The organism is Nonomuraea rubra, from assembly GCF_014207985.1.
Classification (GTDB): Bacteria; Actinomycetota; Actinomycetes; order Streptosporangiales; family Streptosporangiaceae; genus Nonomuraea; species Nonomuraea rubra.
This window is the reverse complement of record NZ_JACHMI010000001.1, coordinates 8171304-8186994: the sequence shown is the minus strand read 5'-3', so window position 1 is coordinate 8186994 and position 15691 is coordinate 8171304. Positions and strand designations below refer to the sequence as shown.

General features: G+C 73.2%; 16 protein-coding genes. 12 read left to right on the top strand and 4 right to left on the bottom strand.

All coding sequences use genetic code 11. The features are described 5' to 3' along the window. The first annotated feature begins 9 nt into the window (after positions 1-9). The 8 genes from HD593_RS37175 (at position 10) to HD593_RS37140 (ending at position 8631) form a co-directional block, all read left to right on the top strand. Positions 10-915: a site-specific tyrosine recombinase XerD gene (locus tag HD593_RS37175; protein WP_185106590.1), complete on the top strand. Its 906-nt coding sequence runs from the start codon at positions 10-12 to the stop codon at positions 913-915. Between the two features lie 124 nt (positions 916-1039). Beyond that, entirely contained in the window at positions 1040-1975 is a 936-nt protein-coding gene (locus HD593_RS37170) for a ParA family protein (RefSeq protein WP_371250375.1), read from the top strand. Further along, entirely contained in the window at positions 1972-2790 is an 819-nt protein-coding gene (locus tag HD593_RS37165; protein ID WP_185106588.1) for a segregation and condensation protein A, read from the top strand. The genes HD593_RS37170 and HD593_RS37165 overlap by 4 nt, the downstream gene beginning before the upstream one ends. 541 nt (positions 2791-3331) lie before the next feature. After that, positions 3332-3865, top strand: a complete 534-nt coding sequence (gene scpB, locus HD593_RS37160; protein WP_185112363.1) for an SMC-Scp complex subunit ScpB — start codon at positions 3332-3334, stop codon at positions 3863-3865. After that, a complete protein-coding gene (locus HD593_RS37155) occupies positions 3862-5790 on the top strand; it encodes a pseudouridine synthase (protein WP_312903966.1) in 1929 nt (642 codons plus the stop codon). The genes scpB and HD593_RS37155 overlap by 4 nt, the downstream gene beginning before the upstream one ends. Positions 5791-5859: 69 nt before the next feature. Further along, positions 5860-6219, top strand: coding sequence for a chorismate mutase (gene aroH / locus HD593_RS37150; RefSeq protein WP_080040950.1), 360 nt, complete (start codon positions 5860-5862; stop codon positions 6217-6219). Between the two features lie 95 nt (positions 6220-6314). Then, on the top strand, positions 6315-7421 hold the full coding sequence (locus HD593_RS37145) for a prephenate dehydrogenase (RefSeq protein WP_185106587.1): 1107 nt from the start codon (positions 6315-6317) through the stop codon (positions 7419-7421). Positions 7422-7482: 61 nt separating this feature from the next. After that, on the top strand, positions 7483-8631 hold the full coding sequence (locus tag HD593_RS37140; RefSeq protein ID WP_185106586.1) for an NAD(P)/FAD-dependent oxidoreductase: 1149 nt from the start codon (positions 7483-7485) through the stop codon (positions 8629-8631). Between the two features lie 57 nt (positions 8632-8688). Here HD593_RS37140 and HD593_RS37135 read toward each other — a convergent pair whose 3' ends face one another. The 3 genes from HD593_RS37135 to HD593_RS37125 are packed head-to-tail and all read right to left on the bottom strand — an operon-like array spanning position 8689 to position 10641. Further along, complete coding sequence (locus HD593_RS37135; RefSeq protein ID WP_043638925.1) at positions 8689-8883, bottom strand: DUF2795 domain-containing protein; 195 nt, start codon at positions 8881-8883, stop codon at positions 8689-8691. 20 nt (positions 8884-8903) lie between these two features. After that, positions 8904-9800 carry a glycosyltransferase family 2 protein gene (locus tag HD593_RS37130; RefSeq protein WP_185106585.1) on the bottom strand — a complete coding sequence of 299 codons (897 nt, stop codon included), beginning with the start codon at positions 9798-9800 and terminating at the stop codon, positions 8904-8906. Further along, entirely contained in the window at positions 9793-10641 is an 849-nt protein-coding gene (locus HD593_RS37125; protein ID WP_185106584.1) for a glycosyltransferase family 2 protein, read from the bottom strand. The genes HD593_RS37130 and HD593_RS37125 overlap by 8 nt, the downstream gene beginning before the upstream one ends. A gap of 117 nt (positions 10642-10758) precedes the next feature. Between HD593_RS37125 and HD593_RS37120 the strand changes: the two genes are divergently transcribed. Both HD593_RS37120 and HD593_RS37115 read left to right on the top strand, forming a co-directional pair. Continuing rightward, positions 10759-11388 (top strand): TetR/AcrR family transcriptional regulator, encoded by a 630-nt coding sequence (locus HD593_RS37120; protein WP_221525175.1) that lies wholly within the window; start codon positions 10759-10761, stop codon positions 11386-11388. Further along, positions 11385-12746, top strand: a complete 1362-nt coding sequence (locus HD593_RS37115) for a carotenoid oxygenase family protein (protein WP_185106583.1) — start codon at positions 11385-11387, stop codon at positions 12744-12746. Before HD593_RS37120 ends, HD593_RS37115 begins: the two co-directional genes overlap by 4 nt. A 114-nt stretch (positions 12747-12860) precedes the next feature. On the opposite strand, the gene HD593_RS37110 is transcribed toward HD593_RS37115, so the two are convergent. After that, complete coding sequence (locus HD593_RS37110) at positions 12861-13322, bottom strand: MarR family winged helix-turn-helix transcriptional regulator (protein ID WP_185106582.1); 462 nt, start codon at positions 13320-13322, stop codon at positions 12861-12863. A gap of 78 nt (positions 13323-13400) precedes the next feature. Between HD593_RS37110 and wrbA the strand changes: the two genes are divergently transcribed. Next, complete coding sequence (gene wrbA, locus HD593_RS37105) at positions 13401-14117, top strand: NAD(P)H:quinone oxidoreductase (protein WP_185106581.1); 717 nt, start codon at positions 13401-13403, stop codon at positions 14115-14117. Between the two features lie 26 nt (positions 14118-14143). Then, positions 14144-15649: an MFS transporter gene (locus HD593_RS37100; RefSeq protein ID WP_246546908.1), complete on the top strand. Its 1506-nt coding sequence runs from the start codon at positions 14144-14146 to the stop codon at positions 15647-15649. Positions 15650-15691 lie beyond the last annotated feature (42 nt).

Below are 15691 nucleotides of genomic sequence, written 5' to 3'. Positions count from 1 at the left end.
GACCAGTTCGTGGAGGCGGTGCTCTCCAGCTACCTCGCCCATCTGGCCGTGGAGCGCGGCCTGGCCGCCAACACGCTCGCGTCCTACCGCCGTGACCTGCGCCGATACTTCGAACACCTCCAGGCGCGCGGGCGCCTGGAGCTCGGCGAGGTGGGGGAGGCCGACGTGCTGGCCTTCCTCGCCGCGCTGCGCGAGGGCGACGGCGAGCACCCCGCCCTGGTCGCCAGCTCCGCCGCCCGCGCCGTCTCCGCCGTGCGCGGGCTGCACCGCTTCGCCCTGCGCGAAGGCGTCACCGCCCACGACCCCGCCCACCAGGTACGCCCGCCGCGCCAGCTCCGCCGCCTGCCCAAGGCCATCGGCGTGGCCGAGGTCGAACGCCTCATCGCCGCCTCCGGCCCCGACGGCGCCCCCCTCACGCTGCGCAACCGCGCCCTGCTGGAGGTCCTGTACGGCACCGGCGCCCGCATCTCGGAAGCCGTCGGGCTGGCCGTGGACGACCTGGAGGACGACCAGGTACGCCTGCACGGCAAGGGCGGCCGTACCCGCGTCGTGCCCCTGGGGAGATACGCGCGTTCGGCGCTGGACGCCTACCTCGTACGGGCCAGGCCCGGGCTGCTCGCCCACGGGCGCGGCACCCCCGCGGTCTTCCTCAACGCCCGCGGCGGCCGCCTGACCAGGCAGGGAGCCTGGGAAGTGCTCCAGGCCGCCGCCGAACGCGCCGGACTCGACGGGATAAGCCCCCACGTACTCCGCCATTCCTTTGCAACCCACCTGATTGACGGCGGCGCGGACGTTAGGGTGGTACAGGAGTTGCTCGGCCATGCCTCTGTGACGACCACCCAGGTCTACACCCTGGTCACGGTCGACAAACTCCGCGAGGTCTACGCCGCGGCGCATCCCCGTGCCCGGCAGTGATCTATAGTCTTTTGGGACGTGCGCCGGCCCACGGCGTGCCGCCTTGCCGCGTTAAGTGGTGACGCCATAGTGTCCGTCCGGACGGTCCGGTTCGGGATCGTCAGGGAGGTTCGAGCTGGTGACTGTGACGACCAAGGGTTCGACCCCGGGGACCCCCGACAACCCCTGGGGCGACACGAAGACCAACGCGCCTTCCAACGGCGTCAATCTCGGGCCGACGCAGCGGCCCCGGCCGGTGTTCCCCGAGCCGGTGCCCCCGGCGGTGCACGGCCCGGCGCGCGTGGTCGCGATGGTCAACCAGAAGGGTGGCGTCGGCAAGACCACCACCACCATCAACCTGGGCGCCGCGCTCGTCGAGTACGGCCTCAAGGTGCTGCTGGTCGACTTCGACCCGCAGGGCGCCCTGTCCGTCGGCCTGGGCATCAACCCGCTCCAGCTCGACCTGACCGTCTACAACCTGCTCATGGAGCGCGGCGTCACCGCCGAAGAGGTGCTGCTGCAGACCGGCGTCGAGGGCCTCGACCTGCTGCCCAGCAACATCGACCTGTCCGCCGCCGAAGTGCAGCTCGTCACCGAGGTCGCCCGCGAGCAGGTGCTCGGCCGCGTCATCAAGCCGCTGCTGCCGCACTACGACGTCTGCCTCATCGACTGCCAGCCGTCGCTGGGCCTGCTCACGATCAACGCGCTCACCTGCGCCCACGGCGTGATGGTGCCGCTGGAGTGCGAGTTCTTCGCCCTGCGCGGCGTCGCCCTGCTCATGGACACCATCTCCAAGGTCCAGGAGCGGCTCAACGAGGACCTGGAGATCGAGGGCCTGCTGGCCACCATGTACGACGCCCGTACCCTGCACGGGCGCGAGGTGCTGGCCCGCGTCGTCGAGGCGTTCGGCGACAAGGTGTTCCACACCGTGATCAACCGTACGGTGCGCTTCCCCGACGCGACGGTCGCCGGTGAGCCGATCACCACGTTCGACCCGTCGTCCCTCGGCGCGAACGCCTACCGTGAGCTGGCCCGCGAGGTGCTCTCGCGCTGGCCGGCGCCTGCCACAATGGCCAGGTGACCACCGAGCAGCCGCCGCCCCAGGGCTTCCAGGTCCACCTGGACGTCTTCGAGGGTCCGTTCGACCTGCTCCTCGGCCTCATCGCCAAGCACAAGCTCGACATCACCGAGGTCTCGCTCTCCAAGGTCACCGACGAGTTCATCGCCTACATCCGCTCCCGCGGCCCCGAGTGGGACCTCGACCAGACCAGCCACTTCCTGCTGGTCGCGGCCACCCTGCTCGACCTCAAGGCGGCCCGCCTGCTGCCCACCGGCGAGGTGGAGGACGAGGAGGACCTGGCGCTGCTGGAGGCCAGGGACCTGCTGTTCGCGCGGCTGCTGCAGTACAAGGCGTACAAAGAGGTGGCCAAGGTCTTCGCCGGGCGGATGGCGGAGGAGGCGCTGCGCTTCCCGCGTACCGTGGCGATGGAGGAGCAGTTCGCCAACCTGCTGCCCGAGCTGATCCTCGGCATCGGCCCCGAGCAGCTCGCCCGCATCGCCGCCAAGGCCTTCACCCCCAAACTGCCGCCCACCGTCAACCTGGGGCACGTCTACCAGCCGCTGGCGAGCGTCAAGGAGCAGGCGGCGATCCTCGTCATGCACCTGCGCCGGCTCCGGCGCGCCACCTTCCGCGCGCTGGTGGCCGACTGCGACGGCACCATCGAGGTCATCGCCCGGTTCCTGGCCGTGCTGGAGCTCTTCCGGGAGTCGGCGGTGACGTTCGAGCAGATCGAGCCGCTGGGGGACCTGCACGTGACGTGGACGGGCTCCGACGAGGGGGACGTCGCGGTGGGGGACGACTACGAGGAATCCGCGGAGAAACCATCCCATGACTGACGACAACCCGCTGCCCAACCCCCGCCGCTCCCCGGACTCGGAGCCGCCCCTGCCCGCCTGGATGACCCTCCCGGGCTCCCTCGCCCAACCAGGCGCCCCAGAGCTCGAAGCCGAGCCCGCGGCCACCCCGGCGGACGAGGAGACCGGGAGGGCGGGTCCTGGGTTTGAGGAGGTCGCGCCGGTGGGCTCGGGGCTTGTGGACGCTGAGCCGGTGGGCTCGGGGCCTGAGGACGCTGGGTCGGAGGGTTCGGGGCCTGAGGACGCTGGGTCGGAAGGTTCGCGGCTTGGAGATGCGGCGCCGGAGGAGCCGGAGCTTGAGGACGCCGCGCCGCTGGCCTCGGAGCTCGACGGCGCCGGGTCGGCGGGGCGTGGTGTGGTGGAGCTCGGCGCAAACCGCGCGCCCGGGGAGCTGGCGATCACCGACGTCGAGCACGCTGAGGCTCCCGATGCGGGCGAGGACGCGGGGCAGCCTGAAGCTTCCGGTGCGGCGGAGGAGGCGGCTGGGGACGACGGGGCCGGCGGGAGTGGGGTGGGGCCGACGATGGAGGCCGCGTTGGAGGCTATCCTGCTAGTGGTCGACGAACCTGTTGCCGAGGTGACTCTCGCTCAGGTGCTGGAGCGCCCCACGCACGAGGTGAGTGCCGCCCTGCGCGAGCTGGCGGCGGAATACACCGCCGCCGGGCGGGGTTTTGACCTGAGAGAAGTCGCGGGCGGCTGGCGGTTCTACACGCGAGCCGACTGCGCGCAACTGGTCGAGCGGTTCGTACGCGACGGCCAGCAGACGCGGCTGACCCAGGCCGCGCTGGAGACACTAGCGGTCGTGGCCTACCGGCAACCGGTGAGCCGTGCCCGCGTCGCCGCTGTCCGCGGCGTCAACAGCGACGGCGTCATGCGAACGCTCGTCGCCAGGGGGCTGGTCGAGGAGGCCGGCACCGACCCGGAGAGCCAGGCAGTGCTCTACCGGACAAGCTCATACTTCCTTGAACGTCTGGGACTGCGGGACCTGAGCGAGCTCCCCGAGCTCGCGCCCTTCCTCCCGGACGACGTGGAGAATCTCGAGGAGACAACAAAGTGATCAACAGGCGTAGCACCCCGTCCGGTGATGGACGCGGTCGTGGACGCGCGGGCGGCTCCGGCCGTGGTGGGCGTCCCGCCTTCCGCTCCGACGACACCCGCGGCGGTTTCCGCCGCGACGACGACAATTTCCGCGGCGGCGGCCCCCGCCGCGAGAGCGGCGCCCGAGACGGCGCCCGAGACGGCGCCCGCGACGGCGCCCGCCGCGGCGACTCCTTGCGCGCCGACCGGGGCGGTTCCCGCGCCCGGTACGGCGGCAGGCGCGACGGCGAGAACGCGAGCCGTCCCAGCCGCGAAGACCGGTTCGGCCGCGAAGAGCGACCCGGCCGTGATGACCGGTTCGGCCGCGATGACCGCTTCGGCGCCCGCGCCGACCGTGGCGACCGCGCCGAGCGGGCCGACCGTGGCGCCCGCGCCGACCGTGGTGACCGTGGTACCTATGGTGACCGCGGTGACCGCGGCGGACGCGAAGCGCGTGACGGCCGCTATGGCCGCGACGAGCGCTACGGCCGCGATGACCGGTTCGGTGGCCGTGGTGGCGACCGCGACGATCGATTCCGCAGCCGCGATGACCGCTTCGGCGGCCGCGGTGACCGACCTGCCCGTGATGACCGCTTCGGTGGCCGTGGCGACGGTCCCGCTCGCGATGACCGTTTCGGCGGACGTAGTGACCGTCCCGCTCGCGATGACCGCTTCGGACGTGGTGAGCGTCCCGTCCGCGAGGAGCGCTACGGGCGTAGTGAGCGTCCCGTCCGCGAGGAGCGGTACGGGCGTGGCGAGCGTTATGAGCGCGCCCCCCGTCGCGACGATCGGGGCGGCGGTTACCGTTCCGAGGGCCGTGACGACCGGCGTGACGACCGGCGCGACGACCGGCGTGACGAGCAGCGCCGCGACGACCGGGCCGGTGGGTTCCGGGCCGGGCGGAGCGGGCGTCGTGAGGAGGCCGCGCCCAGGGCGGCGGCGGGCTCGACGCGTTCCCGTTACGGCAGGCGCGACGGCGATGACCGCCAGGGCGCCCGCGCACCCCGGACCCCGCGCCGCGACGACGTCCAGACCATCGGCGGAGGCACCAGGCGTGGCGGCGGGCAGCCGGGCTACGGCAGCCCGCAGCACGACCGGGTGAAGGCCGCCCGGCAGCCGATCCGCGACCGCGACCTCTACCCCGAGGGCTACACCGACGAGCGCGACACCACCGAGGTCCCGGGCGGCGTGCGCCTGCAGAAGGTGCTCGCCCAGGCGGGCGTGGCCAGCCGCAGGGCCTGCGAGGAGATGATCGGCGAGGGCCGTGTCACGGTGAACGGCCAGGTCGTCAGGAGGTTCGGCGCCAAGGTCGACCCGGCGGCGCAGGTCATCCACGTGGACGGCAAGCGCATCCCGACCGCCCCCGACCTGGTCTACTACGCGCTGAACAAGCCCATCGGCGTCGTCTCCACGATGGACGACCCGCAGGGCCGCCCATGCCTGGCCGACTACGTCGAGGAGCTGGCGCCACGCCTGTTCCACGTGGGCAGGCTCGACACCGAGACCGAGGGCCTGCTGCTGCTCACCAACGACGGCGAGCTGGCCAACCGGCTGACGCACCCCAGCTACGGCGTGCAGAAGAAGTACTGGGCCAAGGTGCCGGGGCCGATCCCGCGCGACCTGGGCCGCAGGCTCAAGCAGGGCATCGAGCTGGAGGACGGCATCGCCAGGGCCGACGCGTTCTCGATCGTGCAGGAGCACGGCCAGCAGGCGCTGGTCGAGGTCGTGCTGCACGAGGGGCGCAAGCACGTCGTGCGGCGGATGCTGGAGGAGGCCGGTCACCGCGTGATCGACCTGGCCAGGATCGAGTTCGGGCCGGTGAAGCTGGGCAGGACCAAGCCGGGCACCGTCAGAGCGCTGAGCTTGAAGGAAGTCGGCGAGCTGTACGCGGCGGTGAAGCTGTAATCTGGCCGGACGAAGGAGCCCGTGCGAACCTCCGCACGGGCTCTGCGGCTATGGAAGGGGACGAACCACATGGTGCGGGCGATCCGTGGGGCGATCCAGGTGGACGCCAACGACCGCGACTCGGTCATCTCCGGCACGACCGAGCTGGTCAGCGCGATCATGGAGCGCAACAGCCTGTCCCCGGACGACGTGATCAGCGTGTTGTTCACGGCCACGCCCGACCTGACGGCCGAGTTCCCGGCGCTCGCCGCGCGCAAGCTGGGTTTCCACGAGGTCCCGTTGATCTGCTGCACCGAGATCGACGTGCCGGGCGCGCTGCCCCGCGTCGTACGGCTGATGGCCCACGTGGAGACCGACCGCCCGCGTTCGGAGATCCAGCACGTCTATCTGCGCGGCGCGGTGGCGCTGCGCCAGGACATCGCCCAATAGAACCGCCCAATGAATCCGTAGCACCCCGTCAAGCGCGCGGCAAGCCGGGCGCGTGACACTACCAGCCCGTACGGCCCGATAAACAGGACATCGAGATGGATCTTCGTACCGTGCTCGTCGTCGGCACCGGTCTCATCGGCACGTCTGCGGCGCTGGCGCTGCGCAAGCGCGGGGTGCGGGTGCTGCTCGCCGACCGCGACCAGGGCGCCGTACGGCTGGCGCGGGAGCTCGGCGCGGGCGAGGAGTGGCAGCCGATGAAGGGCGGGCAGTCCGCGGCGCAGGCGGCCGAGCGGGCGGACCTGGCGATCATCGCGGTGCCTCCGGCGTACGTGGCGACGGAGCTGCTGGAGCTGCAGCGCCTGGACGCGGCCCGGTTCTACACCGACGTCGCCAGCGTCAAGGCCGAGCCCATCCACCGGGCCGCGCAGCTCGGCTGCGACCTGGCCACCTACGTCGCCTCCCACCCGCTGGCCGGCCGGGAGAAGTCGGGGCCGGGGGCGGCCAGGGACGACCTGTTCCTCGGGCGGCCATGGGCGCTGTGCCCGACCGAGGAGGCCGACCCGGAGGCGAAGGCGGCGGTGCTGCGGCTGATCGAGCTGTGCGGCGCCAACGCGGTGGAGGTCAGCGCCATCGACCACGACCGCGCGGTCGCCGTGGTCTCCCACGCGCCGCACGTGGCCGCCTCCGCCGTGGCCGCCCGGCTGGCCGACGCCACGGACGTCGCGCTGGGCCTGGCGGGGCAGGGCGTGCGCGACGTCACGCGGATCGCCGGCAGCGACCCCGGGCTGTGGCTGGGCATCCTGTCCGGCAACGCGTCCCCGGTCGCCGAGGTCCTGGAGGCCGTGGCCAACGACCTGGCCGACGCGGCGAGCGCGCTGCGCGCCCTGGCCGAGGGCGACGGCACCGCGACCAACGAGATCACCCAGCTGCTCAAGCGCGGCGTGGTCGGCCACGACCGCATCCCCGGCAAGCACGGCGGCCCCGCCTCCTCCTACGCCGCCGTCCAGGTCGTGATCGGCGACCGTCCCGGCCAGCTCGCGCGGCTGTTCCAGGTGTGCGACGAGGTCGGCGTCAACGTCGAGGACGTGCGCCTGGAGCATGCCCCCGGCCTGCCCCTGGGCATCGCCGAGCTGTCGGTGGAGCCCGACGCGGCAGGCACGCTCACCGAGGCCCTGCGCGAGCGCGGCTGGCAGGTTCCCTAGGCGATGTCACATCCTTGCCTCCCCGATTCGTCTGCAAGCACGAATCGAGGAGGTAAGGAAGATGACCGACATCCTGGTACTCGGCGGGGGCTACACCGGCGTCGCGGCGGCCATCAGGGTCGCGCACAGGACCCGCTCCACGGGCGCGCGCGTCACGCTGGTGAACGCGTCCCCCAGGTTCACCGAGCGGCTGCGCCTGCACCAGACGGCGGCGGGTGAGCGGCTGGCCGACCACGCGCTGACCGACGTGCTGGCGGGCAGCGGCGTCGAGTTCGCGCAGGGGCGGGTGACCGCCGTCGACCCGGTACGGCGGCAGGTGAGCCTCGGCGACGGCCGCACCCTCGGCTACGACAAGCTGATCTACGCGCTCGGCACCGTCACCGACGCGACCGTCCCCGGAGTCGCCGAGCACGCCCACGTCTACGACGACTACGCGGCCACCGTGCGCCTCTCGGAGCACCTGGACACCCTCACCAGCGGCACGGTGATCGTCGCCGGCGGCGGGCTGACCGGCGTCGAGTCGGCCGCCGAGCTGGCCGAGGCCCGCCCGCACCTGCACGTCGTCCTGCTGACCAGGGGACGTCCCGGCTCGATGATGAGCCGGGGCGCGCGGGCGTACCTGGACAGGGCGCTGGAGCGGCTCGGCGTCGAGGTGCGCGCGGGCGCGGACATCACCAAGGTGCTGCCCGACGGCGTCGAGCTGGCCGGCGGCGAGCTGATCCACTCCGACGCCACGCTCTGGACGACCGGCACCAGAGGCCTCCCGCTGGCCGCCGAGTCGGGGCTGACCGTGGACGAACGCGGCCGGATCGTGGTGGACCGGGTGCTGCGCTCGGTCTCCCACCCGGACGTGTACGCCGTCGGCGACGCCGCCGCGGTCACCCAGAAGTTCGGCGTCATGCACGGCACCTGCCAGGGCGGCATCCCCACGGGCCTGGGCGCGGCCGACTCGCTGGCCGCCACGCTGCTCGGGAGGACGCCCCCGCCCTTCAGGTTCGGGTACGTCCACCAGCCCGTCAGCCTCGGCAGGCGGGACGCCGTCATCCAGTTCACCCACCCGGACGACAGCCCGCGCCGGTGGTACCTGACCGGACGCGCGGCCATCGCCTACAAGGAGACGGTCAGCAGCAGCCCGCTTCCCCAGTTCAGGCTGCTCAAGCGCGGCCTGGTGCCGGTCTGGGCGTTCGGGCTGACGGCCGGGCGCTCGTGAGCGGGACGCGCGGTGGGCGGGGCCGTTCACGGCCCCGCCCACCGCACCCCCACGGAATCAGCGCTTGGTGACCGCCTCACTGACGGCGTTCGGGCCGTCGTACTGGCGGTCGGGCATGTTCTGCAGCGCCTGGACGATGTCGTCGCCCGCGTTGTGGTCGCGGGCGGCCTTGACCAGGTCGTCCTTGCTGGCCGGATAGTCGACCCCGCTCAGGTGCTTCTGCAGGTCGATCGGATTCGGTGCTGTGCTCATATCCGCCTGCTGCCCCGCGTTCACGAGACGTAACGGCGGGCCCGCGAGTTCTCCTGGGACGCCTCCAGGCTCGCCAGCCTGGCCTCCACGCGCGGCGGCACGCACCGCCGTTCCGCCAGCACCCACGGCAGCCCGCGCAGGGCGTCCAGGGCCGCCAGCGCCGAGACGCGGTCGCGTGGCACCGTCCTGGCCAGGTGCGCGGTACGCCGCAGCGCCGCGCGCAGCGGCCGCCGCAGCCAGGTGAACCAGAGCGTGTTGCGCAGCCCCACCCGCCGCCTGCCGTGCGCGTCCCGCCGCTCCGAGGCCTGGTGGTGGACCGTCAGCTCCTCCAGGTAACACAGCTCCCAGCCGGCCGTCGCCAGGTCCACGGCCAGCAGCTCCTCCTCGCCGCCCAGCCACAGCCGCCGCGAGAAGCCGCCGCATTCGAGGAACGCCTCCCGCCGCAGCACCGACGCCCCCGCCAGGAAGCTGCCCAGCGCCGGGCCGGGCAGCCAGCCGGGGCCGGGCACGGGGGAGTCGCGCAGCTCGGCCACGATCGGGTCGTCGCGCCCGCCGGGCTCGGCCAGGATGCGGGCCGTCACGACGGCCAGGCGGGGATGGGCGTCCAGCCTGTCGGCGGCCCGCGCCAGCGAGCCGGGCTCCCACCAGGTGTCGTCGTCGGCGAAGGCCACGTACGGCGTGCGCAGCCGCTCCACCCCGACGTTGCGGCCCACGGCGCCCAGGTTCTCGTCCAGGGCGACCACGTCCACCTCGGGGTAGGCGCGCGCCACGGCCTCGGCGGTGCCGTCGGCGGAGCCGTTGTCCACCAGCACCACCTGGGGCCGTTCCGGGAGCGCGAGCAGGCGGCCCAGCGCGGTCAGCACCTCCTCGCGCCGGTTCCAGGTGATCACGACGGCGCCCACGCGCGGGTCAGCCATCGGCCCGCTCCAGCGTGCGCCGCGCCCGCTCCACGGAGACCGGCAGCCCCCGTCGCTCGGCCAGCGCCCGCGGCAGCCTGCGCACCGCCGTACGCAGTCCCTCGCGGCCCGCGGAGCCGCCCCGCAGCGCCTCGAACGAGCGCCTGGCCACCACCCGCCACGGGCGGCGCAGCACGGCCGTCAGCACGGCGTTGCGCGCGGCCAGCACCTGCCTGCCGCGCGGGTCCCTGGCCGGCGAGGGGTGGTGGTGCGCCACCACGTCGTCCACGTACGCCAGCCCCCATCCCTTCGCGGCCAGATCCACGGCCAGCCGCTCCTCCTCGCCGAAGAAGAAGATCACGTCGTCGAACCCTCCCGCGTCGAGGAACGCCTCCTTGCGCACCACCGCCCCGCACGCCAGGAACCCCAGCACGCTCGGCCCCGGCAGGTCGGGCTCGACGCCGAGCGGGGAGTGGCGCATCTGCTCCGACACCGTGTCCAGCCGCTCCTCGGGCCCCACGAGCACGCGCGCGCCCAGGACCGCGAGGCGCGGGTAGGCGTCCAGCACGTCGGCGGCCCGGTCCAGCGCGCCCGGCGCCCACCAGGAGTCGTCGTCGGCGAAGGCGACGTAGGGGGTGTCGGCCATCTGGACGCCGATGTTGCGGCCAGGGGCGCCCAGGTTCCTGCCTGCCTCGACCACGTGGACGTCGGGGAAGTGGCGCCGGACGAACGTGGCGGTGCCGTCGGTGGAGCCGTTGTCCACGAGGATCACCGGGCGCGGGTGCAGGGGGAGCGAGCGGGTCAGCGCCCGCAGCCTGTCCTTGCTCGCCACGACCACCGTGACGCGGGCTCCGTTCTTCACACGGTGTCACTTACCGGAGCGGACGCCCTTACTCCTCCGCCGGGCCGTTGACGGGTTCCCGGAGGAGGCGTATAGAGGAGGTAACAGTGTTACCGAGAAGAAACGGCGTTACCGAGCATGGTGGTTACCGCGTACCAGCAGGCCCAGCGCGAGGGGCAGAGCGTCGTCAGGGCGGCCATCCTCGACGCGGCCAAGCGGCTGCTCGTCACGGAGGGCCCGGCCGCGCTCACCGTGCGGCGGATCTCCGGCGAGGTGGGCTGCTCGACCAAGGTGATCTACACGCTCTTCGGCGGGAAGGACGGGCTCGGGGAGGCGCTCTGGCTGGAGGGGTTCGCGCGGTTCGAGCAGGTGCTGCTGTCGGTGCCGGCGCGCGACGACCCGTTCGAACGCCTGCACCTGGGGCTGATGGCCTACCGCGAGTACGCGCTGAGCGAGCCCGACTACTACCGGGTCATGTTCCAGGGGGCGCTGCCGGGGCTGAACCCCAGCCCGGAGGCGGTCCAGGCGGCCAAGCGCACGTTCGGGCTGCTGGTGCGGGGGGTGGCGGACTGCCTGGACGCCGGGCTGCTGCGCGGGGCCGAGGCAGTGGAGATCGCCGACGTGTTGTGGATGGCCGTGCACGGCGCCGTGGGGCTGGAGATCTCGGGATTCTTCGATCGGGAGGTGGCCGGGCGGCGGTTCCGGCTCCTCTGCGTCTCGGTGCTCACGCCGTTCCTGGCTTGCGACGATGAAAGGGACCCGTCATGACCACTCCCTTCAAGGATGGATTCGCCCCGGTGAGCGAGGAGATCACCGCGTTCGACCTCGACGTCACCGGCCGCATCCCGGCCGAGCTCAACGGCCGCTACCTGCGTAACGGCCCCAACCCGCTCAGCCTCGACGACCCCAGCGCCGGCCACCTGTTCTTCGGCGAGGGCATGGTGCACGGGGTGCGGCTGCGCGACGGCCGCGCCGAGTGGTACCGCAACCGGTGGGTGCGCAGCGCGCGCGTCGCCGGGCGGCTCGGCGAGGAGGCCAGGCCGGGGCCCGTGCACGCCGGGCTGGACTTCTCGGCCAACACCCACGTCATCGGGCTGGGCGGGCGCACGTTCGCCACCGTGGAGGCGGGGGCGCTGCCGTACGAGCTGGGGTACGAGCTCGACACCATCGGCGCCTGCGACTTCGGCGGTGGGCTGCCGGGCGGGTTCGCCGCGCACACCCACCTCGACCCGGTCACCGGCGAGCTGCACGCGCTGGCGTACTTCTTCGGCTGGGACCACCACCAGCACCTCGTGCTCGACCCCAAGGGCGTGGTCCAGCGGGTCACCGACATCCCGGTCGCCGACAAGCCGATGGTGCACGACTTCGCGCTCACCGAACGGTTCGTGGTGATCTACGACCTGCCTGTCACGTTCAGCCTGGCCCACGCGGAGAGGGGCGACCGGCTGCCGTACGCGTGGAACGACGACCACCCCGCGCGCATCGGGCTCATGTCGCGCGAGAGCGGCGACGTGCGGTGGGTGGACGCGCCGCCGTGCTGGGTCTTCCATACGCTCAACGCCTACGACGACGGCGACGAGGTGGTCGTGGACGTGGTCAGCTACCCCAAGGGGTTCGTGGACGCGCGGCTCGACCTGGGCGGGCCGCCCGCGCTCGACCGGTGGCGGATCGACCTCACCACCGGCCGCGTCGGGCAGGCGCGGCTGGACGATCGCGCCCAGGAGTTCCCGCGCATGGACGAGCGCCGCACCGGCAGGCCCTACCGCTACGGCTACACCGCCGTCACCAGGGAGCTGGTCGACGTCGTGGGCGGCGGCGTGGCCGGCGAGCTGGAGGATCTGGCGGACGACGCGTTCGGCAACACGCTCATCAAGCACGACCTGCGGCGGGGCACGCAGGAGTCGCGGGAGCTCGGGCGCGGCGCGTACGTGGGCGAGCCCGTCTTCGTCGGTGCCGGGGAGGCCGAGGACGACGGTTACGTGCTGTCGTTCGTCAACAACCCGGCCAGGGGGGCCGCCGACCTGGTGATCCTTTCCGCGCAGGACTTCACCGGCGAGCCGGTCGCCACCGTGCACCTGCCCGCCCGGGTGCCGCTCGGCTTCCACGGGAGCTGGATCGCCGACTGACGCCGGCGACCTCCCGCTGGAGCTGGCCCGTGCGGGTGGCGACCCGCTGGAACGTCGGCCTGTGCGGGTGGCGGCCTGTAACAAGAGCCGGCCCGTGCGGGTGGCGGCCTGCGATCAGGGCCGGCCGTCGTTGTGCGGGTGGCGGCCTTTCGCGTCCACGTTGCCGGACAGCGTCCTGAGGATGCCGGGCAGGTCCGCCACCGTCTCGGCGGACAGGCCGGTCACCGTCTCCTCCGCCAGGTCGCACCAGAGCCGCTTGATCTGCCCGGTCAGCTCCCTGCCGCTGTCGGTGAGCTCGACGATGCTGGCGCGCCTGTCGGCGGGGGCGGGCGCGCGGCGGATGTGGCCGGCGGCTTCGAGCTTGCGGACCATGAGCGTGACGCTGGGCGGCTCGCAGCCGAGCGCCTCGCTGAGCTGGGTCTGGATGCTGGGGCCTGACCGGGCGAGTTCGAGCAGCAGCGCCTCCTGCCCGGGGTGCAGGCCGAGCGGGGCCAGCAACGCCGCGGCCCTGGCCCGGTGGCGCAGGCTCAGCAGGCGGATGGCCTGGTTGAGCGCGTCGGCTTGCTCGAAGTCCATGGGCTCTCCTTGACACATTAGTTATGCGCATAATTATTATGCGCATAACTAATGCTACCCGACTTCGAGGAGCCCGGTATGACCGTCAAGGTCGCCGTCATCTACTACAGCTCCACCGGCACCGTGCACGCGCTCGCGCAGGCCGTCGCCGGGGGCGCCGCCTCGGCCGGGGCCGAGGTGCGGCTGCGCCGCGTCGCCGAGCTGGCGCCCGACAGCGCCATCGACGAGAACCCGCGCTGGCGGCGGCACGCCGATGCCACCGCCTCGATCGCCGCCGCCACGATCGAGGACCTGGCCTGGGCGGACGCGTTCGCGTTCGGGACGCCGACCCGGTTCGGCGCGCCGGCCGCGCAGCTCAAGCAGTTCATCGACCAGGCCGGCGGGCTGTGGCGGGAAGGGAAGCTGGCCGACAAGCCGGTCACGGCCTTCACCTCGGCGTACAACCGGCACGGCGGAAGCGAGGCCACGATCCTGTCGCTGGGCAACGTCTTCTACCACTGGGGGGCGCTGATCGTACCGCCGGGATTCACCGACCCCGCCGTGTACGCGGCCGGCGGCAACCCGTACGGCACCTCGATGACCGGCCCGGCCACCGACGGCCCGGACGCCGCGACGCTGGAAGCGGCCAGGTACCAGGGCCGGCGGCTGGCCGAGGTCACGACGCGGCTGCTGGAGGGCGGCCGTACGGCCCCGGACGGCGGTGCCGCGACGGGGGTCACGGCCCTGGACGGCGACGCAGCGACGGGCGTCACGGCCCTGGACGGCGGCGCCGTGACCGTTTCCCAGGGCGTGTGAGCGGCCGGCCCGCAAGGAGAAATGTCATGACAAGCACCGACCCCGCGACGCACGCCCAAGAAGGCGCGGGCTCCGCGGACTCGCGGCTCCGCTCACAGCCCGGCTCGCAGTCCGGCTCACAGCCCGGCCCGCAGTCGCGCCCGCAGCCCAGCCCGCTGCCTGGACCGCAGCCCGGCCTGCACACTGGCCCGGCGTGGATGGTGCTGGCGCTGGCGTGCGCCTGCCAGTTCATGGTCATCCTGGACTCGTCCATCGTCAACGTCGCCCTGCCCTCGGTCCGCGACGACCTCGGCTTCACCTCCACCGGGCTGGCCTGGGTGATGAACGGCTACCTGCTCACCTTCGCCGGCTTCATGCTGCTGGGCGGGCGCGCCGCCGACCTGTTCGGCCCGCGCCGGATCCTGACCGCCGGGCTGGTCGTCTTCTCCGCCGCCAGCCTGGCCGGCGGCCTGGCGACCGCTCCGCAGGTCCTGGTGGCGGCCCGCGTCGCGCAGGGCGTCGGAGCCGCCCTGATGGCCCCGGCCACGCTGGCCGTGATCACCACCTCCTTCACGGAACCGCACGCGCGCGCCAGGGCGTTCGGCGCCTGGTCCGCCGCGGGCGGCGTGGGCGGGATGGCAGGCGCGCTCGCGGGCGGCGCCATCACCACCGGCCTGTCGTGGCGGTGGGTGTTCCTCATCAACGTGCCGATCGGCGCGGCGCTGATCGGCACGGCCCTGACGGCGCTGGCCGGCGCGCGGCCCGGCCGGCGCGAGCCGCTCGACCTCGCCGGCGCGATCACCGGGACGGCCGGGCTGGCCGCGCTGGTCTACGGGGTGATGCAGACCGCCGATCACGGCTGGACGTCCGTGCCGGTCGCCGGGCCGGTGGTGGCGGGCCTGCTGCTGCTCGGCGCCTTCGTCGCGGTGCAGGCGCGGCTCGCCGCCCGGCCGATGATGCCGCTGCGGCTGTTCAGGGTCCGGGGAGTGGCTGCGGGCAACGGCATGCTGCTGCTGTTCGGCGGGATCACCATCGCGATGTGGTACTTCACCTCGCTCTTCCTGCAGGGCGTCCTGGGATTCAGCGCCTTGCAGGCCGGGCTCGGGCAGACACCCGCGGCGGTCGTGTTCCTGGTGGTCGCGCGGTGGGCCGCCGTGCTGATGCCGCGGACCGGCGTGCGGCCCCTGGTCCTGGCCGGCAGCGCCTGCTTCCTGGCCGGGTTCGGCTGGCTCGCCCAGGCCTCCGCCGGCAGCGGGTACGCCGTCGGCGTACTCGGGCCCACGCTGCTCGTCGCGCTCGGCATCGGGCTGACCTTCCCCACCCTCATGGCCGCGGCGACCGCCGGCGTGCCCGAGGGGGACGCCGGCATCGTCGGCGGCCTGGCCAGTACGGCCGGCCAGGTGGGCGGGTCGATCGGCCTGGCGGTGCTGGCGACGGCCGCGGGCGCCGCCTCGCACTACGACCGGGTCTTCCTCATCGCGGCCGGGCTCGGCCTGGCCATCGCGGCGGTCAGCGTCCTGCTGCCACGGCACCGAACGGCTGATCCGGGGTGATCGGCCTGCCCCGTCGGCAACCATAAGAGCGTCCCGGAGGCG